This window comes from Streptomyces sp. NPDC002795 (assembly GCF_042888725.1).
Classification (GTDB): Bacteria; Actinomycetota; Actinomycetes; order Streptomycetales; family Streptomycetaceae; genus Streptomyces.
Window position 1 is genome coordinate 14,586 of sequence record NZ_JBIAQB010000013.1, and the last position, 23,338, is coordinate 37,923.

A 23,338-nucleotide genomic window follows, 5' to 3' on the forward strand; every position below is an offset into this window, starting at 1 on the left:
GGAATCGGCCATATCGGTCGTGGGGGTTGTGCGGTCGAGTTGCGGCGTTTTCCGGACTTCCGCGCGGCGGCATCCGATGATGAGGCCGTGTCGATCATTCACCGCACCACACTCAAGCCCACCAAACTCGAACTCCTCGCCGACTGGCTGCCGAAACAGCCCTGGTACCAGGGCTCCGGGGCCCCGGAGCTGACCAAGGCAGGCGGGTTCCGACTCGACGATCCGGCCGGGGAGGTCGGCATCGAGTTCATGGCCGCGACGGACACCTCGGGCCCGCGCCCGGTGACGTACCACGTGCCGATGGCCTACCGGGGAGCCCCGCTGGAGGGCGCCGCGGACGACGCACTCATCGGCACCATCGAGCACGGTGTGCTCGGCAGGCGATGGGTGTACGACGGGGCCAAGGACCCGCTCGTCGTAAGGGAATTGACCGCCCTGCTGAAGGGCGAGACGCGCGCGCACGCGCAGAGCATCGACGGGGCGCTCGACCCGACCGTGCACGCCCGCGTCACCGCCGACGACGTGCGGCCCGAGATCGTGCGCGTACTGGAGGCGGGGGCGAAGGCGCCGGACGGCGCGGCCGGGGAGGTGTCCGCCGAGTGGGGCGCGGAGGACGAGCGGCGAGTACGTGGGGTTTTCGTAGTGGTTCGGGCCGGCTGAGGACCTCTGGGCGTTGCGTGCCTCTGGGTGATCATCAAATCTGACATCGTGGGAAGGTCGCCGATGACCTGTGGCGACGACTTCCCGCACCGACGTCCGAATGGTTTGGATGTGGTTTTTTGATCTGGGGGACAACACGCATGACAGTGACCCGACGCCCGCGACGACTGGCACGCGTCTTCACAGGGGCGGCCCTCGCGGTGGGCGCGCTGCTCGGCGCGGCCGCGGTACCGGCCGCCGCCGCGGATCCCACCCCCGAAGCCTCCGTCACCTACCAGGAGACCGGCTCCGGCACCGGCGTCAGGGTGGCGCTGACCCAGGCCGGTTCGTACCTCGGCCAGGTGGAGTTCGACCCGGCCGAACAGCAGCTGCGGGTCCTGGACACCATGAACGACGGCGACACGTTCTACGTGCACGTCTCCTCCACGCAGGGCGGTGTCGAGCACAACCTGGGCACCTACTCGGCGTCCGGCAGTGAGGCCCCCGTGGACTCCGTCGTGAAGGACTTCGACCTGCCGAAGGGCACCCCCCTCGACATCGAGGTGTACGACGACGCGGAGCTCACCGACTACATCGGCGGAGCGCGCGGCACCGGGGCGGCAATCGCCTGACACCCGCCCCCAGGGGCATCTCGTACGGCGGTCCCGGCGCGCGCGGCGCGTGCCCGGACCGCCGTACGCGTTCCGGCGCCCTGCCACGCGCCGTGGCCCGCGGCGCGGCCGGGCGGCTACCGTCGGGGGACGACTCAGGCATCCGACGCGCGACCCCAGAGGTGAGCACGTGAAGGCCATCCGTCGATTCACCGTCCGCCCGGTCCTGCCGGGACCCCTCGCCCCGCTGCACGACCTGGCGCGCAATCTGCGCTGGTCGTGGCATGCCGGGACCCGTGATCTGTTCGCCGCGGTGGACCCCGGACGCTGGGCCGCATCCGGCGGTGACCCGCTGCGACTGCTCGGCGGCGTGCCGCCCGAGCGGCTCGCCCGGCTCGCGGGCGACGAGGACTTCCTCGCGAGGCTGAGCGAGGTCGCCGACGATCTGCGCGGCTATCTGCACGACGACCGCTGGTACCAGGAGCGGGCGCGGCAGTCGGGGCTCCCGGCGGGCATCGCGTACTTCTCGCCCGAGTTCGGCATCACGGCCGCGCTGCCGCAGTACTCGGGCGGCCTCGGGATCCTCGCCGGTGACCACCTCAAGGCCGCGAGCGACCTCGGGGCACCCCTGATCGGCGTAGGGCTGCTGTACCGGCACGGCTACTTCCGGCAGTCGCTCTCGCGGGACGGCTGGCAGCAGGAGACGTACCCGGTCACCGACCCGAACGAGCTGCCGCTGGCCCTGCTGCGGGAGCCCGACGGCAGCCCGGTCCACATCGCGCTCGCCCTGCCCGGCGGGCGGCGGCTGCTCGCGCGGGTGTGGCAGGCGCAGGTGGGGCGGGTGCCGCTGCTCCTTCTCGACTCGGACGTCGAGGAGAACGACGCCCACGAACAGGAGGTGACCGACCGGCTCTACGGCGGCGGCAGCGAGCACCGGCTGTTGCAGGAGATGCTGCTCGGGATCGGCGGGGTGCGCGCCGTACGGGCCTACTGCCGGCTCACCGGGCATCCCGAACCCGAGGTCTTCCACACCAACGAGGGGCACGCGGGCTTCCTCGGCGTCGAGCGGATCGCCGAACTCGCCGAGCGTGGAACGGACTTCGACGCCGCGCTCGAAGCGGTGCGGGCGGGCGCCGTCTTCACGACACACACCCCGGTCCCGGCCGGGATCGACCGCTTCGACCGGGAGCTCGTCGCCCGCCACTTCGGCGCCGCGGCCGAGCTGCCGGGCCTCGACGTGCAGCGGATCCTCGGCCTCGGCATGGAGACGTACGCGGGCGGCGACCCGAACGTCTTCAACATGGCGGTGATGGGGCTGCGGCTCGCGCAGCGCGCCAACGGCGTCTCCACGCTGCACGGCTCCGTCAGCCGGGACATGTTCGCCGGACTGTGGCCGGGATTCGACGTCGAGGAGGTGCCGATCGCCTCCATCACCAACGGCGTGCACGCCCCTACGTGGGTCGCCCCCGAGGTGTACCGGCTCGGCGCCCGGCAGATCGGCGAGCGGCGTACCGAGGACGCCCTGTCGGTCGGCGGCTCGGACCGCTGGGACGCCGTCGGCGAGATCCCCGACCGGGACATCTGGGAGCTGCGCGGCGAACTGCGCCGGCAGCTCGTCGACGAGGTGCGCGAGCGGCTCGCCGCGTCCTGGCGGCAGCGCGGCGCGGGCGCGGCCGAACTCGGCTGGATCGACGGCGTGCTGGACCCGAATGTGCTCACCATCGGCTTCGCCCGGCGCGTGCCCTCGTACAAGCGGCTCACGCTGATGCTGCGCGATCGGGACCGGCTGATGCGGCTCCTGCTCGACGAGGAACGTCCGGTGCAGATCGTGGTCGCGGGCAAGGCGCACCCGGCGGACGACGGCGGCAAGCGGCTCGTGCAGGAGCTGGTGCGGTTCACCGACGACCCGCGGGTGCGGCACCGCATCGTCTTCCTGCCCGACTACGGGATGGCGATGGCGCAGAAGCTCTATCCCGGCTGCGATGTCTGGCTGAACAATCCGCTCAGGCCCTTGGAGGCGTGCGGCACCTCCGGCATGAAGGCGGCCCTCAACGGGTGCCTCAACCTGTCCGTCCTGGACGGCTGGTGGGACGAGTGGTTCGAGCCCGACTACGGCTGGGCCATCCCGACGGCCGACGGAACGGCCACCGACGAGCAGCGGCGCGACGACCTGGAGGCGGCCGCCCTGTACGACCTCCTGGAACGCCGGGTGACGCCCCGCTTCTACGAACGAGGCCCCGAAGGGCTGCCCGACCGCTGGATCGAGATGGTCCGCCAGACCCTGACCCACCTCGGCCCGAAGCTTCTCGCGGGGCGCATGGTCCGCGCGTACGTGGACGAGCTGTACGCCCCCGCCGCCGGTTCCGCGCGCGCCCTCACCCCGGACGCGGCGCGGGATCTCGCGGCGTGGAAGGCGCGGGTCCGTGCCGGCTGGCCGCGCGTCACCGTCGAGCACGTGGCGGCCTCGGCGGGCGGCGCGGAGCTGGGCGGCACGCTCGGGCTCCATGTCCGGGTCGCGCTGGGCGAGTTGGGGCCCGACGACGTCGAGGTGCAGGCCGTGGCGGGGCGTGTCGACACCGAGGACCGGATCACCGAACCGGCGACGGTGCCGCTGAAGCCGGTCGGCGGTCCGGACGCGGAGGGCCGCTGGGCGTACGAGGGGCCGCTCGCCCTCGACCGCAGTGGTCCCTACGGCTACACCGTCCGTGTGCTGCCCGCGCATCCGCTGCTCGCGTCGGTGGCGGAGACGGGGTTGGTGGCGTTGCCGACGGAGGCGACTTTGGAGGGGGCGGGGGTGTTGTTGCGGTGACGTCGTCCGGGGGCGAGGCCCGGGGCTCTGCCCCGGACCCCGCGCCTCAATCGCCGGCGGGGCTTAAAGGGGCTTACGGGAACGTCAGTTTGAAGCTGTTGATGTAGCCCGTGTCCTGTCGGCCGAGGTCCTGGACCTTCAGCTTCCAGGTGCCGTTCGCGGTCTCGGCGGACGCGTTGACCGTGTACGTGGTCTGGATGTTGGGCGTCGGGTCGTACGTCGAACTGTGCAGCCGGTATGTGCGGCCGCTCGGGCCGACCAGGTCGACCTGGAGGTCACCGCTCCACGTGTGCACGATGTCGACGCCGACCTTCAGGGTGGAGGGCGCCGCGCCGCTCACGCCGGAGACCGTGACGGAGGAGGTGACGGCGGCCCCCGGGTAGTCGGGGACCGTCACGTTCGCGTCGTTGGTGAACGTCTTGCCGGTCCCCGGGTCGCCGCCGCCGGAGCGGGCGCCCACGTTGACGCCGGCCCACGCGTCCTGCACCGCCTTGTACTCGGCGGACGTCGTCCCGTACAGCTCACCGGCGGCCGCGAGGGTGCCGGTGCGGGCGCCCGCGTAGTTCGTCGTCGACGTGAACTTCGTGGACAGCGCCTTGAACCAGATCAGCGCCGCCTTGTCGCGGCCGATGCCGGTGACCGGAAGGCCGTCGGAGGTCGGCGAGTCGTAGGTCACGCCGTTGATCGTCTTCGTCCCGCTGCCCTCGCTGAGCAGGTAGAAGAAGTGGTTCGCCGGGCCCGAGGAGTAGTGCACGTCGACTCCGCCGATGCCCGCGTACCAGGCGTCCTTGGACGCGCCGTCCTTGCTCGGCTTGTCCATGTAGCGCAGCGGCGTTCCGTCGCCATTGATGTTGATCTTCTCGCCGATGAGGTAGTCGCCGACGTCGGTGGAGTTGTTGGCGTAGAACTCCACGGTGGAGCCGAAGATGTCGGAGGTCGCCTCGTTCAGCCCGCCCGATTCGCCGCTGTAGTTGAGGCCCGCGGTGTTCGACGTGATGCCGTGCGTCATCTCGTGCGCGGCCACGTCGATCGAGGTGAGCGGGCGGGTGTTGCCTGTGCCGTCGCCGTACGTCATGCAGAAGCAGCTGTCGTCCCAGAACGCGTTGACGTACGCGTTGCCGTAGTGGACCCGGCTGTACGCGCCGACGCCGTCACCGCGGATACCGGACCTGCCCTGCACGTTCTTGTAGTAGTCCCAGGTCAGGGCGGCGCCGTAGTGGGCGTCCGCGGCGGCCGTCTCGGTGTTGGAGGCGGAGCCGTTGCCCCATGTGTCGTCGGCGCCGGAGTAGAGGGTGCCCGTGCCTGACGTGCCGCGGTTCAGGTTGTACGTCTTGTGGCTGCCGCGGGTGGTGTCGTTCAGCGTGTACGAGGAGCCGGACTGCGCGGTGCCGAGGGTGACGGTGCCGCTGTACTGGGTGTTGCCCGTGCCGGTCTCGATCGCCTGCCACTCGTGGAGCTTCTTGCCGGTGCTCGCGTCGGTGATGACGTGCAGCTGGTTCGGGGTGCCGTCGTGTTGCAGGCCGCCGATCACGGTCTCGTACGCGAGGGTGGGCTGCCCCTTGGTGGCGCCCTGGCCGAGCCAGACGACCTTGCGGGGCGCCTTGTCGGCCTCGGTCTTCTTCGAGCCGTCGGCCTTCGCGAGCTTCAGGGCCTGGGTCTCGGCGGTGGCCGGTTTCACGGCGGGGGTGGTGTCGACGTTCTTCAGTTCGGCCTTGGCCGCCTTGGTGACGTCTTGAGTGGTTCCGGACTTCGTGGCCTCGACGATCAGGTCGCCGCCGAGTACCGGGAGCCCGCCGTAGGTGCGTTCGTAGCGGGTGTGGGTGGTGCCGTCCTTGTCCTGGAGGACGTCGCGGACGACGAGCTTCTCCTGCTTGCCGAGACCGAGGTCCTTCGCGGTGTCGGCCTTGCCGGCGTTCGCCTCGCGCAGCAGGTCGGCGCGCTTGGCGGGGGAGAGCTTGGCGGGGAGGGAGCCGGGGTCGGCGCGGGTCGCGTCCGCGGTGGCGGGGAGGGTCTGGAGGGTGACCGCCATGAGGGCGGCGACGGTGCCGGCGGCGATTGCCGTGGCCCGGCGTCTGGGTGAGCCGGGTCTGTGGGAGGTCGGGTTCTTCCTCAACGCTGAACTCCTTCTGCACGGCCGCGAGTTGGGTGTGCGGCCAGTGGGAACGGGCGGCGGGTGGCCGTCCGGGCAGAGCGCAGTACGGAGTGGTGCGGTTCGGAAGCGTGGCATTGGGCGGGTGGGTGTGTCAGGGGCCCGTCAACAGGTTGGCCGGAAATCGTTCGTTGTGCGGTGTGCGTCGTTCGGTTGCCGGAGACGTGGTTGCGGTCGCGGGGCTCTGCCCCGGGCCCCGCTGCTCAATCGCCGCAGGGGCTTGAGATGCCCGGGCCCCGTGCCTCAATCGGCGGCGGGGCTTGAGATGTCGGTGGGGCTTGAGGTGGGGGATTGGGATTCGTGCCATGCGTGGTGGAGGTCTGCGAACTCGCCGGAGTCAGCGATGAGTTCGGCCGGTGGGCCGTCCTCGGTCACCTTGCCCGACGCCATGACCAGCACCCGGTCCGCGATCTCCACCGTCGACAGGCGGTGGGCGATGACGACGGCCGTGCGGCCGCGCAGCACCGTTTGCATGGCCCGCTGCACCGCCCGCTCGCCGGGGATGTCGAGGGAGCTGGTCGCCTCGTCGAGGATCAGGACGGCCGGGTCGGCGAGGAGGGCGCGGGCGAAGGCGACCAACTGGCGCTGGCCGGCGGAGATGCGGCCGCCCCGCTTGCGGACATCCGTGTCGTAGCCGTCGGGGAGCGCCGCGATGAAGTCGTGGGCGCCGATGGCCTTCGCGGCCTGTTCGATCTCCTCGCGGGACGCGTCGGGGCGGCCGATCGCGATGTTCTCGGCGACCGTCCCGGAGAAGAGGAAGGCCTCCTGGGTGACCATGACGACCCCGCGGCGCAACTCCGCGTTGGACAGATCGCGCAGGTCGACGCCGTCGAGGAGGACCCGGCCGTGCGAGGGGTCGTAGAAGCGCGCGAGCAGCTTGGCCAGGGTGGACTTTCCCGCTCCGGTGGAGCCGACCACCGCCACCGTCTGGCCGGCCGGCAGCGTCAGGTCGAAGACGGGGAGGACCTCGCCGCCCGTGCGGTAGCCGAAGGAGACCGACCGGAACTCGACCTCGCGGCCGGGGTGCTCGCCCGACCGCGCGGGCAGCGGGCGCGGCGTGGCCGATTCCGGTACCGAGGGGACCTGCACCAGCAGACCCGCGATCTTCTTCAGGGACGCGGCCGCGCTTTCGTACGCGTTGAGGAACATCGCCAGGCGGTCGATCGGGTCGTACAGGCGCCGGATGTAGAGCACCGCGGCTGCCAGGACGCCGAGTTCGAGCGTGCCGCCCGCGACGCGGTACGCGCCCCACAGCACCATGCCCGCCACCGCCGTGTTCGCGAGGAGCCGGGAGCCGACGACGTAGCGCGCCATCTCCAGCATCGCCGTGCCGTTGGACCGCTCGTGCCGGTGGTTGAGCCTCGCGAAGTGCTCGTCGTTCGCGCGTTCGCGGCGGAAGGCGCGTACCGGACGGATGCCGTTCATGGTCTCGACGAACTTCACGATGACCGCGGCGATCGCCGATGAGCGCTCCGCGTACGCCCGCGCCGCCCGCTGCCGGTACAGCCGGATCATGACGTACAGCGGCACGAAGGACAGGGCAGCGAGCGAGCCGATGCCGAGGTCGAGCCAGAGCAGCATCGCCGTGATGTAGACCGAGCCCACGATGACGTTGACCAGTTCCTGGAGGCCCTCGCTGAGCAGTTCGCGCAGCGCCTCGACGTCCGTGGTGGCCCGCGAGATGACCCGGCCCGACGTGTACCGGTCGTGGAAGTCCACGCTCAGCGCCTGAGCGTGCCGGAAGATGCGGCCGCGCAGGTCGAGCAGGACGTTCTGGCTGACGCGGGCCGACAGCCGGATGTACGCGTACACGAAGGCCGCCGAGCCGACCGCGCACAGCAGGAAGCCCGCACCGACCACGACCAGCGGCCCGTAGTCGTGCGCCCGGAACGCCGGGACCGCGCTGTCGATGGCGTACGCGACGATCAGCGGTCCCGACTGCACGGCCGCCTGTTGCAGCAGCAGCGCGAGGACGGTGAGGGCCACCATGCGGCGGTGGGGCGCGAGCAGCGAGCGCAGCAGGCTGCCCGTCGCGCCCTGGGGCGTCGGCAGGTCGTCCTGGTCGAAGGGGTCGCCGGGGGAGCGGAGCCGGGCGTCCGCGGGGCGCTGGGCGGCGCCCTGCTCGCCTGTCTTGGCGTTCGGCTTCGCGGTCGTCGTCATACGCGCTCCGTCTCCGTCTCCGAGTCCGTCTCCCCGGTGTGTTCGCCCGACATCAGATGTCTGTACTCGGCGTTCGTGCGCAGCAGTTCGTGGTGGGTGCCCACCGCCGTGACGCGGCCCTCGGACAGCAGTGCCACCCGGTCGGCGAGCAGCACCGTGGACGGCCGGTGCGCGACCACAAGCGCCGTGCTGCCGGCGAGCACCCGGCGCAGCGCCGCCTCCACCGCGGCCTCCGTGTGCACGTCGAGCGCGGACAGCGGGTCGTCGAGGATCAGGAAGCGGGGCGTGCCCACGACGGAGCGGGCCAGGGCGAGGCGCTGGCGCTGGCCGCCGGACAGGCTCAGGCCCTGCTCACCGACCTCCGTGTCGACGCCGTCGGGAAGGCGGTGCGCGAACCCGGCCTGTGCGACGCCGAGCGCCTGTTCCAGCTGCTCGGGTCCCGTGTCCTCGGGGGCGCCCATCAGGACGTTGTCGCCGACGGAGGCGGAGAACAGGGTGGGCTCCTCGAACGCCACGGACACCAGCTCGCGCAGCTCGGCGCGCGGCATCGCGGTGATGTCGCGGCCGTCGAGCGTGATGCGGCCCTCCGTCGCGTCGTAGAACCGGGGCACGAGCGCGGTGAGCGTGGTCTTTCCGCTGCCGGTCGAGCCGACGAGCGCCATCGTCTCGCCGGAGCGGATGTGCAGGTCGACGCGGGTGAGGGTGGGGGTGGATTCCTCGGCGGCGTCGGGATAGCGGAAGGCGACGCCCTCGAACCGCAGCCCGTCGTCGCCTGTGTGTGGGTCGGGGCTCTGCCCCGGACCCCGCTGGCTCTCGTCCGACGGCGGGGCTTGATTCGCCTCCGGAGCCGCGTCCATCACCTCGAAGTACCTGCGCGTCGCCGTCGCCGCCTCCTGGCTCATCGCGAGCAGGAAGCCGATGGACTCGATGGGCCAGCGCAGCGCGAGCGCCGTGGACAGGAACGCGACGAGGGTGCCCGCGGACAACGAGCCGTCGGAGACCTGGATCGTGCCGATCACCAGGGCGGCGCCGAGCGCCACTTCGGGCAGCAGCGTGATCACCGTGAGGATCCCGGCGAGCAGCCGCGCCTTGAGCAGTTCGGTGCCGCGCACCGTGCCCGCCAGGTCCCGGAAGGCGCGGGCCTGGCTGCGGTGCCGACCGAAGCCCTTGATGACGCGGATGCCGAGGACGGACTCCTCGACGACCGTCGTCAGATCGCCGACCTGGTCCTGCGCGCGGCGGGACGCCTGCGCGTACCCGTCCTCGAACTTGTAGCAGAACGCGATCAGCGGGACGGCGGGGGCGAGCAGGACGAGGCCGAGCCCCCAGTCCTGGACGATGAGCACGGTGAGACCGGCCAGGATCGTCACCCCGTTGACGATCAGGAACGTCAGCGGGAAGGCGAGGAACATCCGCAGCACCATCAGGTCCGTCGTGCCGCGCGACAGCAACTGGCCCGAGGCCCACCGGTCGTGGAAGGCGACCGGCAGCCGCTGCAGATGCCGGTACAGGTCGGCCCGCAGTGCCGCCTCCACCCCCGCGAGCGGCCGCGCCACCAGCCATCTGCGCAGCCCGAACAGGAGCGCCTCCGCGATGCCGAGCGCGAGCAGCACCCCGGCTCCCAGCCACACCCCGCCCGGATCGCGCTCGGTCACGGGACCGTCCACGATCCACTTCAGGACCAGCGGGAACACCAGCGCCATGCACGACGCGAGCACCGCCACGAACGCCGCGCCCGCCCACCGCGCCCGCACCGGACGCACGTACGGCCACAACCGCAACAGCGTCCGCACGACGGAGAGTTGACCGGTCGTCTCTGTGGTGGCACGTGTAGTCGTCGGCATCAGGGGCGAGCCTACGGTTCGCCACTGACAACGCCCACCGAGTTTCGGTCGCCCGACCGCAGGGGCCGCGCCCCGGAGTCGTACCGTCCATCAACCGATCGGTTGATGCGTGCTCGAGCGCGATGGCCGATGCCCCGGCGGGGCCCGCGCGGCGACGCTTGGTGCCATGACCACCACCACAGCACCGCTCATCGAGGTCGCCGGGCTGCGCAAGACGTACGCCGGGCGGGCCGTCGTCGACGGGGTGTCCTTCACCGTCGGCGAGGGCGAGATCTTCGGGATCCTCGGGCCGAACGGCGCGGGCAAGACCACCACCGTCGAATGCGTCGAGGGACTGCGCGCGGCCGACGAGGGGCACATCCGGGTCGCGGGGCTCGATCCCGTACACGATCACGCACAGGTCACCGGGATCCTCGGCGCGCAGCTCCAGGAGAGCGAGATCCAGCCGAAGCTGACCGTGAAGGAGGCGTTGGAGCTGTACTCCGCCTTCTATCCCACGCCCCTCGACTGGCGGCCGCTCGCCGACCGGCTGCGGCTCACCGACAAGCTCGGCACCCGCTTCGCGAAGCTCAGTGGCGGCCAGAAGCAGCGCCTGTTCATCGCGCTCGCCCTCGTCGGCAACCCCCGCGTCGTCGTCCTCGACGAGCTGACCACCGGGCTCGACCCGCGCTCGCGCCGCGACACCTGGGAGCTCATCGAGGAGGTGCGCGACAGCGGCGTCACCGTCCTCCTCGTCACGCACTTCATGGAGGAGGCGCAGCGGCTCTGCGACCGGATCGCCGTGATCGACCACGGGCGGGTCGCCGCCCTCGACACCCCGGCGGGCCTGATCAGCCGGGCCGCCGGGTCGACCGTCATCTCGTTCACCCCGTCCGAGCCGCTGGACGAGCACGCGCTGGCCGGGCTGCCCGCGGTCACTTCCGTGGGCCACAAGGACGGCCGGGTGACCCTCAGCGGCACCGACGACACGGTCACCGCCCTCCTCACGCTGCTCGCCCGGCAGCACGTCACCGCCCACCAACTACGGGTCTCCGACGCCACGTTGGACGACGCGTTCCTCGACCTCACGGGAGCCGGCCAGTCATGAGCACCGTCACCGCGCCCACCACCACCGCCACCGCCCCGGCCGACCGGGCAGCCGCCGAACGGGCCGTCCTCAAGGCCGAGTTCACGCTCTTCCGCCGCGAGGCCGGCAGCCTCGTCGGGATCCTGCTGTTCCCCGTCGCCCTGCTCGTGATCCTCGGCTCCATCCCGGCCTTCCGGGAGCCCGACGCCGGGCTCGGCGGGATCCGGCTCGTCGACGCGTACGTCCCCGTCACCGTGCTGCTCGGCATGATCGCGGGCGGCATCCAGTCGATGCCGCCGATCATCACCGGGTACCGCGAGCGCGGCATCCTGCGCCGGATGTCGACCACGCCGGTGCGGCCGACGGCCGTCCTCGGCGCACAGATGGGCATCCACGGCGCGGCCGTCCTCGTCTCCGTCGCGATCTGTCTCGCCGTCGGCCGGACCGTCTTCGACGTGGCGCTGCCGCGGCAGGCCGCCGGCTATCTCCTCGCGCTCGTCCTGTCCGTCGTCGTCTCCCTCGCCCTCGGCGCACTGATCGCCTCCCGGGCCCGTACGACGAAGATCTCCAACGCGATCGGCTCGATCGTCTTCTTCCCCGCGATGTTCTGCGCGGGCGTCTGGCTGCCGGTGCAGACGATGCCGGACACCCTGGCCCGCATCGTCGAGCTGACGCCGTTCGGCGCCGCCTCGCAGGCCCTCAACCAGGCCGCGGCGGGCGACTGGCCCGCCTGGTCGCACCTGCTGGTGCTCGCCGTCTGGGCCGTGGGCCTGACCGGCGTGGCCGCGCGCTGGTTCCGCTGGGAATGACCGCTGCGTCGGGAACGACCTTGGAGGTGGGCGTGGTCGCGCAGACTGGGGACATGAGTGAGCGGGGCACACGGGAAGCGGTCGACACACTCGGCGACGCCGTCGCCGACGTCGAGCAGCGCTGGCGGACCTTCCACCGGTACTCGCCGATCGTCATGCTCGCCGTCGGCGTGCTGCTCGCGGTGCCGACAGGACCGGCCTTCGGCGTGGACCGCGGCGACTGGTTCACGATGGCGGGGCTCGTCGCCTGCGCCGTGTTCCTGGAGATCTTCGCCGTCCGCGCGGGGCTCGCCCGTAAGGGCCCCTCGGTGACGGGCAGCGTCTACTACGGCCTGCGCTGGGCGCTCGGCTTCGCGCTGTCCTGGATCAACCCCCTCTTCGCGTTCTACGCGGCCATCGGCTACTTCGGCGCCGACCGGTTCCTGCTGCCCCGCCTGGTCAAACCGGGTCTCGCGGCCTCCGCCGTGATCCTGGCCGGATCACAGTCTGGCGGCCTCCCGCCCGAGAACGCCGCACAGTGGGCCCTGTTCGGCGCGCTGTACGCCATCAACATGGCGCTGGTCGCGGCCATGGCGCACCTCGACGCGAAGGAGCGGGACCGCACCCTGGCCCAGGTCGCCACCATCGCCGAACTGAAACGCACCAACAAGGCGCTCCAGGACGCGCTCGACGAGAACGCCGCGCTTCAAGCCCAACTCCTCGTCCAGGCAAGGGAAGCGGGCGTCTCCGACGAGCGCAGGCGGCTCGCCGCCGAGATCCACGACACGATCGCCCAGGGCCTGACCGGGATCATCGCCCAGCTCCAGGTCGTCACGGGCACCGACGACCGGGGCCTGGCCCGCGAGCACCTCGACCGGGCCGCGGACCTCGCCCGGCACAGCCTCGGCGAGGCCCGCCGCTCCGTGCACAACCTGGCGCCCGCCGCGCTGGACGACGCGACGCTCGCCGAGGCCCTGAAGAAGACCGTCGCCGACTGGTCCGCCCGCACCGGCGTCCGCGCCGACTTCACCCTCACCGGCACGGCCGAGCCGCTGCACGAGGAGATCGAGGCGAGCCTGCTGCGGATCGCCGAGGAGGCACTGTCCAACGCGGCCCGGCACGCGGCCGCCACCCGCGTCGGCGTCACCCTGTCCTTCATGGCGGGCGAGGTCACCCTCGACGTCCGCGACGACGGCCGCGGCTTCGACCCCCTCGCCGTCCCCGCCCGCTCCGGCAGCGGCGGCTTCGGCCTCGACGGGATGCGGGCCCGCGCCGAGCGGCTCGCGGGCGGCGCCACGGTCGAGTCGGAGGAAGGCGGCGGCACGGCGATCTCCGCTCACGTACCTTTGGTGCGCCATGACCAGTGACTTTGCCCCTCCCGCCATCAGCCTCCTGATCGTCGACGACCACCCCGTCGTACGGGACGGTCTGCGCGGCATGTTCGAGTCGACCACCGGTTTCACGGTCCTCGGCGAGGCGGCGAACGGGGTGGAGGCCGTCGCCCGCGCCGCCGCCCTCGACCCGGACGTCGTCCTCATGGACCTGCGGATGCCCGGCGGGGGCGGCGTCGACGCCATCCGGGAACTGTCCCGCAGCGGCGCCCGCGCCCGCGTCCTGGTCCTCACCACGTACGACACGGACTCCGACACGCTGCCCGCGATCGAGGCGGGCGCGACGGGATATCTACTGAAGGACGCCCCGCGCGAAGAGCTCTTCACGGCGGTACGGGCCGCAGCCGAGGGCCGCACCGTCCTGTCGCCCGCGGTCGCGTCCCGCCTGGTCACGGCCGTGCGCACGCCCGCGGCGCCCGCCGGCGAGGCGCTCTCGGGCCGCGAGCGCGAGGTGCTCGTCCTCGTCGCGCGCGGCACGTCGAACAAGGAGATCGCGCGGGAGCTGTTCATCAGCGAGGCCACGGTCAAGACCCATCTCACGCACATCTACGGCAAGTTGGGCGTGAAGGACCGGGCGGCGGCGGTCGCGGTGGCGTACGACCGCAAGATCCTCGGCTGAGGACCGAGGATCAGCGGATCTCGTCGGGAGTCACGGTCACCCACCGCCGGTCGGCGGTCACCTTCTGCCCGAGCTCCTTCTGCCGCTGCACGCCCGCCGCCTTCATGCCGTCCAGCTCCTTCATGTAGCTGTCCTTGCGGTTGACCCACACGCGGACGCCCCCGTGCGCCACGTCCACCGACCGGAACAGCATCGGCCCGTCGCTCTTGGGCGTGTCCCCCGCGGCGAGAATCGGCTTCTTCCACGCGTCGATGTACGTGCTGATCGCGGCGGGCTTGCCCTCGTACCAGGTGGCCGGAGCCCACAGCGTCGGCGTCAACTCCCGGTCCTGAAGCGCCTTCTGGTCGAACGTCCCGGCGGCGATCTCCTTCCGGGAGCTCGTCACGTCACCCGTCTTGCGGTCCTTCAGCAGGGCGGCGACGCCGAGCACGTTCTCCGGCTTCACGTCGTAGCCGTACTTCGGATCGGCCAGCACCATCCGTACGAGGTCCTCGCTCGCGGCGCTCACCACGTACACCTCGATGCCGTGCGAGCGCAGCGCGTGGTAGAGCTCGCGCATCCCCTCGGAGAACTCCGGCGGCTTCGCGCCGCCCGGCAGCGGCTTGTCATAGGCCAGCAACTCGTCGACGTAGCCCTTGAGCTGCTTCAGCGTGAAGCCGGAGAAGATCTGTGCGGCCCACGGGTAGCAGACCTGGTCGTCGACCTCGCACAGCCGGTTGTAGTACTCGGTGAGGGTCTCCTTGTGGTCCGCCGTGTCCTTGAAGGGGATCACCTTCAGCGACGGGTCCATCGTGTCCCGCGTCAGCACGCCCTTCTGCTCCAGAAACGGCAGCAGCGACTCCTCCAGATCGTTCCGGTACGTGGTGTTGTCCGCGTCGAAGGTCGCGTACTGGCCCCGGTCTTGGTTCGCCGTGATCACCTGGGCGAGGCGGGTGGCCTGCGGCCGCGGCCAGTGCTTCAGCTCCGCGGCCACGGCGCGTACGTCACCGCCGGTGGCCGCGGTCGCCTCGGTCTGGGGCCACAGGGCGACTCCGGCGGCGAGCGCGGCGGCGACGGCGGCGCCCGCCGCGCCGAACAGAACGGGCCTCTTGGGCAGGAAGTGTCTCTTGGCGATGGTCACGGAGGAGCAGGATAGGGAGGACCCGGGCCCCGCGCCATGATCGAACTCACCGTGCGTGACCAGCATGCGACCGCCCGCCGCGGGTAGGCCTCCGTGCCGAACCCTTTGCATACTGGAGGCATGAGCACCGGCTCCCAGGAGTTCGTGCGCGCGACGCCACGGCCCGGCGGTCCGATCGTCTCCGCGGTCGGCTATCGCACGCGAGGCCTGCCTCCCGCGCTCCACCGCGGCCTGCCCTCCCCGTACCTCACGGTGATCTTCACCCTCGACGAGCCGGTCGTCGGCGGCCACACCCCCGAGCAGGCCCAGGGCCCCGACGCGTCCCGCACGGACATCGTCGTGGGCGGGCTCCACCAGGTCCCTGAGTTCATCGCCCAGACCGGGTCCGACGCCGGGATCCAGCTCGCGGTGCACCCCCTCGCGGCCCGCGCGCTGCTCGGGGCGCCCGCGGCCGACCTCGCGGGGCCCGTCGCGATCGAGGGCACCGATGTTCTCGGCCGGACGGCCGCCCTCGTACGGGAGGAGCTGGCCGGGCTCGACGACTGGCGGGACCGGTTCGACCTCGTCTCCGACTACGTGACGCGACGGACGGCCGAGGACCCGCTGGCCGGTGTGCGCCCCGAGGTCGCGGAGGCGTGGACGTGGCTCGCCCGGCACCGCGGCGCGGGCACGCTCAAGGGGCTCGCCGCGCACGTCGCCCTCAGCGAGCGCCGCCTCACCACGCTGTTCCGCGCCGAGACGGGCCTGAGCCCCAAGCAGGCCGCCCGCCTGATGCGCTTCCAGCACGCGAAGGCCGCCGTCGTCCGGGCCGTCGCCGCGGGCGCCCCGCCGGACCTGTCCCGCGTCGCCGCGGAGCACGGCTACTGCGACCACTCGCACCTGGTCCGCGACTTCCGCCAGTACACGGGCCTGAGCCCGACCGGCTGGCTCGCCGAAGAGTTCCGAAACATCCAAGCCGGGGGACACCACAACGGCGAAGACTCGGAGCCATGAACACCACACAGAGCACCCAGCAGAACACCCCGCAGACCCCGCGCGAGCCCGCTGTCTGGCCCACTCTCCAGGCGAACGACGCGCCCGCGCTCATCGACTTCCTCGTCGACGCCGTCGGCTTCCTGCGCACGGCCGTCTACGAGGACGGCGACCGCGTCGCCCACGCCCAGCTCGACTGGCCCGAGGGCGGCGGAATCATGCTCGGCTCCCACAAGCCGGACGCCGAGCCGGGCACCTGGTGCGTCAAGCCGGGCAGCTTCGGCGGCTACGTCGTGACCGCCCGGGTCGACGAGCTGTACGAGCGGCTCGTCGCCGCGGGCGTCAAGATCCTCCGCGAGATCGAGGACCAGCCGTACGGCAGCCGTGAGTTCGCGATCACCGACCCCGAGGGCAACATGTGGTCCTTCGGCACCTACGCCGGTGAGCCGCGACCCCAGGGCGCTACGTCCTGACCTTCAGGAGCAGCACCGTCCTGGCCTCCACCGTGACCGTGGCGCCGGCCTCGTGCAGCACGGCCGGCGCCACGCCCTGCTCCTCCTCGCCGGTGTCCACCACCACCTCGTACGACCGGGCCCAGGGCTCGCCCGGCAGCACGAAGGACTCGGCCCGGTCGCCCGCGTGCAGGATCGCCAGGAAGCTGTCGTCGGTGATGGGCTCGCCGCGCGCGTCCCTGCCCGGGATGTCGAGCCCCGACAGATACATGCCGACCGTGCCGGCGGGCGCGTACCAGTCGCCCTCCGTCATCTCGGTGCCGCGCGAGGTGAACCACGCCAGGTCCCGCAGCCCGTCCGCCGAGTGCGCGCGGCCGGAGAAGAACGCGCGGCGCCGCAGCACGGGGTGCGCGTGCCGCAGCGCGACGAGCCGTGAGGTGAGCGCGAGCAGCTCCCGGCAGCCGGGGTCGTCGAGGAGGCTCCAGTCCACCCAGCTGATCTCGTTGTCCTGGCAGTACGCGTTGTTGTTGCCGCGCTGCGTGCGCCCGAACTCGTCGCCCGCCACCAGCATCGGCACCCCGGTCGACAGCAGCAGCGTCGTCAGCAGATTCCGCAACTGCCTTCTGCGCAGGGCCCGTACGCCCTCGTCGTCGGTCTCGCCCTCGACGCCGCAGTTCCAGGCCCTGTTGTCGTGCGTACCGTCCCGGTTGCCCTCGCCGTTCGCCTCGTTGTGTTTCCGCTCGTACGACACGAGGTCGCGCAGCGTGAAGCCGTCGTGCGCGGTGATGAAGTTGACCGAGGCGTACGGGCGGCGCCCGCCCCACGCGTACAGGTCGCTCGACCCCGAAAGCCGATACCCCAGGTCCCGTACGTCGGGCAGCGCGCCGCGCCAGAAGTCGCGCACGGCGTCGCGGTAGCGGTCGTTCCACTCGGTCCACAGGGGCGGGAAGGAGCCGACCTGGTAGCCGCCCGAGCCCACGTCCCACGGCTCGGCGATCAGCTTCACCCGGCGCAGCACCGGGTCCTGCGCGATGACCGCGAGGAAGGGGGAGAGCATGTCGACGTCGTGCATGGAGCGGGCGAGCGCCGCGGCGAGATCGAACCTGAACCCGTCGACCCCCATCTCCGTGACCCAGTACCTGAGCGAGTCCGTGATCAGCCTCAGCACCTGCGGCTGCACGACGTGCAGCGTGTTGCCGCAGCCCGTGTAGTCGGCGTAGCGGCGCGCGTCGTCCTGGAGGCGGTAGTAGCCGCGGTTGTCGATGCCCTTCAGGGACAGCATCGGGCCCAGCTCGCCCGCCTCCGCCGTGTGGTTGTAGACCACGTCGAGGATGACCTCGATCCCCGCGTCGTGCAGCGCCCGCACCATCCGTTTGAACTCGCCGACCTGCTGCCCGGCCGTGCCGGACGCCGCGTATCCCGCGTGCGGGGCGAAGTAGCCGATGGAGTTGTAGCCCCAGTAGTTGCGCAGGCCCCGGCGCAGCAGATGGTCCTCGTGCGCGAACTGGTGCACCGGAAGCAGCTCCACCGCCGTCACTCCCAGCCGCACCAGATGCTCGATCGCCGCCGGATGCGCGAGCCCCGCGTACGTACCCCTCAACTCCTCAGGAATTCCGGGGTGTTGGCGGGTGAAGCCGCGCACGTGCACCTCGTAGATCACTGAGTCCGCCCAGGGCGTCTTCGGGCGCCGGTCGTCCACCCACTCGTCGCCGGACGCGTCGTCGTGCACGACCACGCCCTTCGGTACGTACGGAGCGGAGTCCCGGTCGTCGCGCACCGTGTCGGCGACGTGCTGCTCGGGCCAGTCCCGTACGTGCCCGTAGACCTCCGGCGGCAGCCCGAACTCTCCGTCCACCGCCCGCGCGTACGGGTCGAGCAGCAGCTTCGCCGGGTTCCAGCGGGCACCCGTCCACGGGTCCCAGCGGCCGTGCACCCGGAACCCGTACCGCTGCCCCGGCAGCACGCCCGGTACGAAGCCGTGCCAGATCTCGTGCGTCAACTCGGTGAGCGACGCCCGGCGTTCGTGTCCTTCCTCGTCGAACAGGCACAGCTCGACGGACTCGGCGCCGCCCGCCCACAGCGCGAAGTTGGTGCCCGCGACGCCGTCCGGGCCGACCCGGAAGCGGGCGCCGAGCGGCACGGGCGTGCCCGGCCACACCGGCTCCAGTGGGGGCACGCGCTCCCGCTCGCGGCCGCGACCGGTGAACGGGGCGGGCAGCGCTCTGCCGTTGCCCGCGCGCGGCGCGCTCTGAACTGCCTCCTGCTCGGGTGCGCTCGACACCTGACGGCCTCCCGCGGCTCCATGGCTCCTGGGCAGCGGGGTGTGCGGCGTCCCGGCCGCGCTCCGCTCCCTCCCCCCCTGTTCTGCCCAGAGGTTCGCTCGCACTCACGTTTCCCCCGCGGGGTGCACGTCGTTGGCTCTGGCGTGAGAACAGCTGTGAGGCGTGCGCGGCACGCAGGGGCGACCTTGGGCGCCGTACTGACCTGGGCGGGACTGATGGGCGCGCTCGCCGGATGCGAGGGCGACACGGTGTTCGGCAAGCCGCGGTCCGCGAAGGAGTTGATCCGGGTCACGCCCGACGACAGGGCGAAGGACGTACGGGCGGGCGGAGGGCTTCAAGTCACCGTTCGTGAGGGCCGGTTGGAGTCGGTGAAGGTCGTCAGGGTCCAGGACGCGGAGGAGCGCTCCGTGCCGGGCCGTCTGGAGCGGGACTCGATGCGCTGGCGCCCCACGGGCCCCGGCGCGGACCGCCTCGCGCTCGCCGCGCAGTACAGGGTCGACGCGGTCGCCATGGACGGCCAGGGGCGCCGGGTGGCCCGGCACACCACGTTCAGGACGTACGTTCCCGACAAGCGGTTCATCGGCTACGTCACGCCCGAGCACCGGGCCGAGGTCGGCACCGGCATGATCGTGAAGGTCGCGTTCAACCGGGGGATCGAGAACCGGGCCGCCGTACAGCGCGCGATCAGGGTCACCGCCGAGCCCGGCGTGCGGATCGCCCCGCACTGGTTCGGCAGGAGCCGCCTCGACTTCCGGCCGAGGCACTACTGGAGGCCCGGCACCAAGGTCACCGTCGACCTCGGTCTTCGCGACGTACAGGCGGCGCCCGGCGTCTACGGCCGCCAGGACAAGGCGTTCACGTTCACGGTGGGCCGCAGCCAGGTCAGCGTGGTGGACGCGGCGGCGCACACCATGCGGGTGCACAGGGCCGGCAAGCCGGTGGAGACCGTGCCCATCACGGCGGGGGCGCGGGGCTCGACGACGTACAACGGGAGGATGGTCGTCAGCGAGAAGCTCGACGTGACCCGCATGGACAGCCGCACCGTCGGTTTCGGCGGCGAATACGACATCCCGGACGTCCCGCACGCCATCCGGCTCACCGACTCCGGCACGTTCCTGCACGGCAACTACTGGTCGCGCGGCGTCTTCGGCCGCAGCAACGTCAGCCACGGCTGCGTAGGACTGCGCGACGTGCGGGGCGGCGGCCCTCGTACGCCCGCGGGCCGGTTCTTCGACCGCAGCCTCGTCGGCGACGTGGTGGAGGTCAGGAACAGCGCGGACAAGAAGGTGGCGGCCGACAACGGGATGGGTGGCTGGAACATGGACTGGGCGGCATGGAAGGCCGGGGGAGCGGTTACTTCCTAGCTGAAAGTCGGGCATCCTCCCCGGTGTTGGGACTGAACGGTGACATCCCTGGGGATCCGTTTCCCCAGGTCGTGTGGTTATCTTTCGCAAGTGCGCGCGTGGAGGCGCGGTAGTGCGGGCCTTGGGGCAAGGCCGTGCGAGGGGAGAAAGATCTTGAACGGGCGACGACCGATATCCACGGTTCTGCTGGGGGCGGCACTTTTCCTTGTCACCGCATGCGGTGGCGGCGGTGACTCCGGCGACGACAAGGGGAGTTCCGGCAAGGCGGCCGAAGCGAACAAGGAGTCGCAGGCCGTGGTGGCGGTGGCACCCAAGGACGGCGCCGACGGGGTCGCGACCAGCGGGGCCCTGAAGGTCACAGCGGACAAGGGCAAGCTGACCGAGGTGAAGGTCGCCGACACCAAGGGCAACGAGGTGCAGGGCGCGATCACCGGCGGCGGCAAGAGCTGGACCCCGGCGCGGCACCTCGCCGCGTCGACCGAGTACAAGGTGCACGCGGTCGCCAAGGACAAGGCGGGCCGCGCGTCCGCCAAGGACTCCAGGTTCACCACGCTCACCCCGAAGAACACCTTCATCGGCACGTTCACCCCGGAGGACGGCTCGAAGGTCGGCGTCGGCATGCCGTTCTCGATCCGCTTCTCGCGAGGCATCACGCACCCCGAGGACGTGGAGAAGGCGATCTCGGTCAAGGCCGAGCCCTCCGTCCCGGTCGAGGGCCACTGGTTCGGCAACGACCGCATCGACTTCCGCCCGGAGAAGTACTGGGCGAAGGGCACCGAGGTCACGGTCAAGCTGAGCCTCGACGGCGTCGAGGGCCGGCCCGGCGTCTACGGCAAGCAGACCAAGACGGTGAAGTTCACCGTCGGCCGCAGCCAGATCTCGACCGTCGACGCCAAGACCCACATGATGACGGTCGAGCGCGACGGCAAGACGATCAAGAAGATCCCGATCACCACGGGCAAGCCGGGCTACGAGACGTGGAACGGCAAGATGGTGATCAGCGAGCGCCTGCGCGTGACCCGCATGAACGGCGAGACGGTCGGCTACGGCGGCGAGTACGACATCAAGGACGTCCCGCACGCCCAGCGCCTGACCGACTCCGGCACGTTCATCCACGGCAACTACTGGGGCGGCGGCACCTTCGGCAACGTCAACTCCAGCCATGGCTGCATCGGGCTGGGCGACGTCCGCGGCGGCTACGACAAGAAGGTCCCGGCGGCGTGGTTCTTCGACCACTCGATGACGGGCGACGTGGTGGTCGTCAAGAACTCCCACGACAAAACGGTGGACGGCGGCAACGGCCTGAACGGCTGGAACATGTCCTGGGCGGACTGGAAGAAGTGACCCAAATAAGCCCCTGCGGCGATTGAGCAGCGGGGTCCGGGGCAGAGCCCCGCGACCCCGCCCCCGGTGGCCCGCGGCGACCGGCTGGGTACGCTGCGCCGCATGACCGTTCACCTTGAAGTCGCCGACGGCGTCGGGACCATCCGCCTGGACCGCCCCCCGATGAACGCCCTGGACATCGCCGTCCAGGACCGCATCAAGGAACTCGCCGAGGAGGCCACGGCCCGCGACGACGTACGGGCCGTGGTCATCCGCGGCAGCGAGAAGGTGTTCGCGGCCGGCGCGGACATCAAAGAGATGCGGGACATGGACCACGCGGCGATGGTCGCGCGCTCCCGCGGGCTCCAGGACTCGTTCACCGCGGTCGCCCGCATCCCGAAGCCGGTCGTCGCCGCCGTCACCGGCTACGCGCTGGGCGGCGGCTGCGAGCTGGCGCTGTGCGCCGACTTCCGGATCGCCGCCGACAACGCCAAGCTCGGGCAGCCGGAGATCCTGCTCGGCCTGATCCCCGGCGCGGGCGGCACCCAGCGCCTGTCCCGGCTCGTCGGCCCGTCCAAGGCCAAGGACCTGATCTTCACGGGCCGCCAGGTGCGGGCCGAGGAGGCGCTCACCCTCGGGCTCGTCGACCGGGTGGTCCCCGCGGCCGAGGTCTTCGACGCGGCGAACGCCTGGGCGGGGCAGCTCGCCAAGGGGCCCGCGATCGCGCTGCGGGCGGCGAAGGAGTCGATCGACCTGGGCCTGGAGACGGACCTCGACACGGGCCTTGCGATCGAACGCAACTGGTTCGCAGGCCTGTTCGCCACGCAGGACCGGGAGACCGGGATGCGCAGCTTCGTGGAGGAAGGTCCGGGGAAGGCGAAGTTCGCCTGACGGGTACTCCGAGGGTCCCTGAAGCTCCCCGAACGACCCGTCAAATACCGTGCGGGCAAGCCGAGTTGATCAGTTCGCTCGTTCGGGGAGCATTATCCGAACCTTAAGGGAGCCTTAAGAGAACTCGGCCGGAAACGATCAACGGTGGCGCGCGTACGAGGAGTTGCCCCAGCTCGGACGGGGTGCGAGTGGCCCTGTACTGCCCATGGCATATGCCTAATCGGCCCTCCGGAACGAAGCGTTCCGGGGGGCTTATTCCGTCGGAACGACCCCAAGAAGCGCCCCATGGCCCCATCATGGAGGCATGGCGGGGCTTGAGGGTGTGGAACAACCGCGGCGGCACGCGAGTGCGACCGCGGCGCGCTGGTCTCCCGCGGTCGAGGACGAACACGCCCTGAGGGCACTGGAGTTGTTCGGAAATCCGGCCGAGGCGGAGGTGTCGCTGCCGTCGCGCCCCGAGTCGGCCGCGACCGCGCGGCGACTCGCACAAGTGGTCGTCCTGCGCCACTGGGGCCTCTCCCCGAAAATGACCGAGGACGGTGTCCTGCTCGTCTCCGAGCTGGTCGGCAACGCGGTGCGGCACACCGGGGCCCGCCACTTCGGCCTGCGCATGCTGCGCCGCCGCGGCTGGGTCCGCATCGAGGTGCGCGACCCGTCCCGAGGACTGCCCTGCCTGATGCCGGTGCAGGAGCTCGACATCTCCGGACGCGGCCTCTTCCTCGTCGACAAGCTCTCCGACCGCTGGGGCGTCGACCTGCTGCCGCGCGGCAAGACGACCTGGTTCGAAATGCGCGTCGCCGACCGCTGAGCCGCCGCGCACCCACCTGCGTACGCTGGGCTTCTTGAGTCTCCACCCAC

18 protein-coding genes are annotated in these 23,338 nt (G+C 71.4%); 13 read left to right on the plus strand and 5 right to left on the minus strand.

Annotated features, from left to right (window positions below):
- Window positions 1–87: 87 nt before the first annotated feature.
- The 3 genes from ACFYWS_RS32730 (at window position 88) to glgP (ending at window position 4,059) form a co-directional block, all read left to right on the plus strand.
- On the plus strand, window positions 88–660 hold the full coding sequence (locus tag ACFYWS_RS32730; protein ID WP_389282482.1) for a 1,4-alpha-glucan branching protein: 573 nt from the start codon (window positions 88–90) through the stop codon (window positions 658–660).
- A gap of 140 nt (window positions 661–800) precedes the next feature.
- On the plus strand, window positions 801–1,271 hold the full coding sequence (locus tag ACFYWS_RS32735; protein ID WP_389282483.1) for a hypothetical protein: 471 nt from the start codon (window positions 801–803) through the stop codon (window positions 1,269–1,271).
- Window positions 1,272–1,440: 169 nt separating this feature from the next.
- Window positions 1,441–4,059 carry an alpha-glucan family phosphorylase gene (glgP, locus tag ACFYWS_RS32740; RefSeq protein WP_389282485.1) on the plus strand — a complete coding sequence of 873 codons (2,619 nt, stop codon included), beginning with the start codon at window positions 1,441–1,443 and terminating at the stop codon, window positions 4,057–4,059.
- A gap of 73 nt (window positions 4,060–4,132) precedes the next feature.
- Here the strand turns inward: glgP and ACFYWS_RS32745 are convergent, their stop codons facing one another.
- The 3 genes from ACFYWS_RS32745 to ACFYWS_RS32755 all read right to left on the minus strand — a co-directional run bounded on the left by ACFYWS_RS32745 (window position 4,133) and on the right by ACFYWS_RS32755 (window position 10,212).
- Window positions 4,133–6,088: a M4 family metallopeptidase gene (locus tag ACFYWS_RS32745; RefSeq protein WP_389282486.1), complete on the minus strand. Its 1,956-nt coding sequence runs from the start codon at window positions 6,086–6,088 to the stop codon at window positions 4,133–4,135.
- 363 nt (window positions 6,089–6,451) lie between these two features.
- The gene (locus tag ACFYWS_RS32750; protein ID WP_389282487.1) at window positions 6,452–8,368 is read right to left on the minus strand and encodes an ABC transporter ATP-binding protein; all 1,917 of its coding nucleotides are present in this window, start codon (window positions 8,366–8,368) and stop codon (window positions 6,452–6,454) included.
- Window positions 8,365–10,212, minus strand: a complete 1,848-nt coding sequence (locus tag ACFYWS_RS32755; protein ID WP_389282489.1) for an ABC transporter ATP-binding protein — start codon at window positions 10,210–10,212, stop codon at window positions 8,365–8,367. The genes ACFYWS_RS32750 and ACFYWS_RS32755 overlap by 4 nt, the downstream gene beginning before the upstream one ends.
- Before the next feature lie 166 nt (window positions 10,213–10,378).
- Between ACFYWS_RS32755 and ACFYWS_RS32760 the strand changes: the two genes are divergently transcribed.
- The 4 genes from ACFYWS_RS32760 to ACFYWS_RS32775 are packed head-to-tail and all read left to right on the plus strand — an operon-like array spanning window position 10,379 to window position 14,076.
- Window positions 10,379–11,299, plus strand: coding sequence for an ABC transporter ATP-binding protein (locus ACFYWS_RS32760; RefSeq protein WP_389282491.1), 921 nt, complete (start codon window positions 10,379–10,381; stop codon window positions 11,297–11,299).
- Window positions 11,296–12,087, plus strand: a complete 792-nt coding sequence (locus ACFYWS_RS32765; protein ID WP_389282493.1) for an ABC transporter permease — start codon at window positions 11,296–11,298, stop codon at window positions 12,085–12,087. Before ACFYWS_RS32760 ends, ACFYWS_RS32765 begins: the two co-directional genes overlap by 4 nt.
- Before the next feature lie 53 nt (window positions 12,088–12,140).
- On the plus strand, window positions 12,141–13,433 hold the full coding sequence (locus tag ACFYWS_RS32770; RefSeq protein ID WP_389282494.1) for a sensor histidine kinase: 1,293 nt from the start codon (window positions 12,141–12,143) through the stop codon (window positions 13,431–13,433).
- Window positions 13,423–14,076, plus strand: coding sequence for a response regulator (locus ACFYWS_RS32775; protein ID WP_389282495.1), 654 nt, complete (start codon window positions 13,423–13,425; stop codon window positions 14,074–14,076). Before ACFYWS_RS32770 ends, ACFYWS_RS32775 begins: the two co-directional genes overlap by 11 nt.
- 10 nt (window positions 14,077–14,086) lie before the next feature.
- Here ACFYWS_RS32775 and ACFYWS_RS32780 read toward each other — a convergent pair whose 3' ends face one another.
- Window positions 14,087–15,196, minus strand: coding sequence for a haloacid dehalogenase-like hydrolase (locus ACFYWS_RS32780; RefSeq protein WP_389282496.1), 1,110 nt, complete (start codon window positions 15,194–15,196; stop codon window positions 14,087–14,089).
- 120 nt (window positions 15,197–15,316) lie between these two features.
- Between ACFYWS_RS32780 and ACFYWS_RS32785 the strand changes: the two genes are divergently transcribed.
- Together ACFYWS_RS32785 and ACFYWS_RS32790 are read left to right on the plus strand one after the other, a co-directional pair.
- A complete protein-coding gene (locus ACFYWS_RS32785) occupies window positions 15,317–16,189 on the plus strand; it encodes a helix-turn-helix domain-containing protein (protein WP_389282497.1) in 873 nt (290 codons plus the stop codon).
- The gene (locus tag ACFYWS_RS32790) at window positions 16,186–16,641 is read left to right on the plus strand and encodes a VOC family protein (protein ID WP_389282498.1); all 456 of its coding nucleotides are present in this window, start codon (window positions 16,186–16,188) and stop codon (window positions 16,639–16,641) included. Before ACFYWS_RS32785 ends, ACFYWS_RS32790 begins: the two co-directional genes overlap by 4 nt.
- Here ACFYWS_RS32790 and glgX read toward each other — a convergent pair.
- Window positions 16,631–18,901 carry a glycogen debranching protein GlgX gene (glgX, locus tag ACFYWS_RS32795; protein ID WP_389282499.1) on the minus strand — a complete coding sequence of 757 codons (2,271 nt, stop codon included), beginning with the start codon at window positions 18,899–18,901 and terminating at the stop codon, window positions 16,631–16,633. The two genes, ACFYWS_RS32790 and glgX, sit on opposite strands and share 11 nt — an antisense overlap.
- A gap of 144 nt (window positions 18,902–19,045) precedes the next feature.
- On the opposite strand from glgX, the gene ACFYWS_RS32800 reads away from it, so the two are divergent.
- The 4 genes from ACFYWS_RS32800 (at window position 19,046) to ACFYWS_RS32815 (ending at window position 23,288) form a co-directional block, all read left to right on the plus strand.
- Window positions 19,046–20,266, plus strand: a complete 1,221-nt coding sequence (locus ACFYWS_RS32800) for an Ig-like domain-containing protein (protein WP_389282501.1) — start codon at window positions 19,046–19,048, stop codon at window positions 20,264–20,266.
- A gap of 153 nt (window positions 20,267–20,419) precedes the next feature.
- On the plus strand, window positions 20,420–21,610 hold the full coding sequence (locus ACFYWS_RS32805; RefSeq protein WP_389282503.1) for an Ig-like domain-containing protein: 1,191 nt from the start codon (window positions 20,420–20,422) through the stop codon (window positions 21,608–21,610).
- Window positions 21,611–21,712: 102 nt separating this feature from the next.
- Window positions 21,713–22,480 carry an enoyl-CoA hydratase/isomerase family protein gene (locus tag ACFYWS_RS32810; protein ID WP_389282505.1) on the plus strand — a complete coding sequence of 256 codons (768 nt, stop codon included), beginning with the start codon at window positions 21,713–21,715 and terminating at the stop codon, window positions 22,478–22,480.
- 304 nt (window positions 22,481–22,784) lie between these two features.
- Entirely contained in the window at window positions 22,785–23,288 is a 504-nt protein-coding gene (locus ACFYWS_RS32815; protein WP_389282507.1) for an ATP-binding protein, read from the plus strand.
- The last annotated feature ends 50 nt before the right edge of the window (window positions 23,289–23,338 follow it).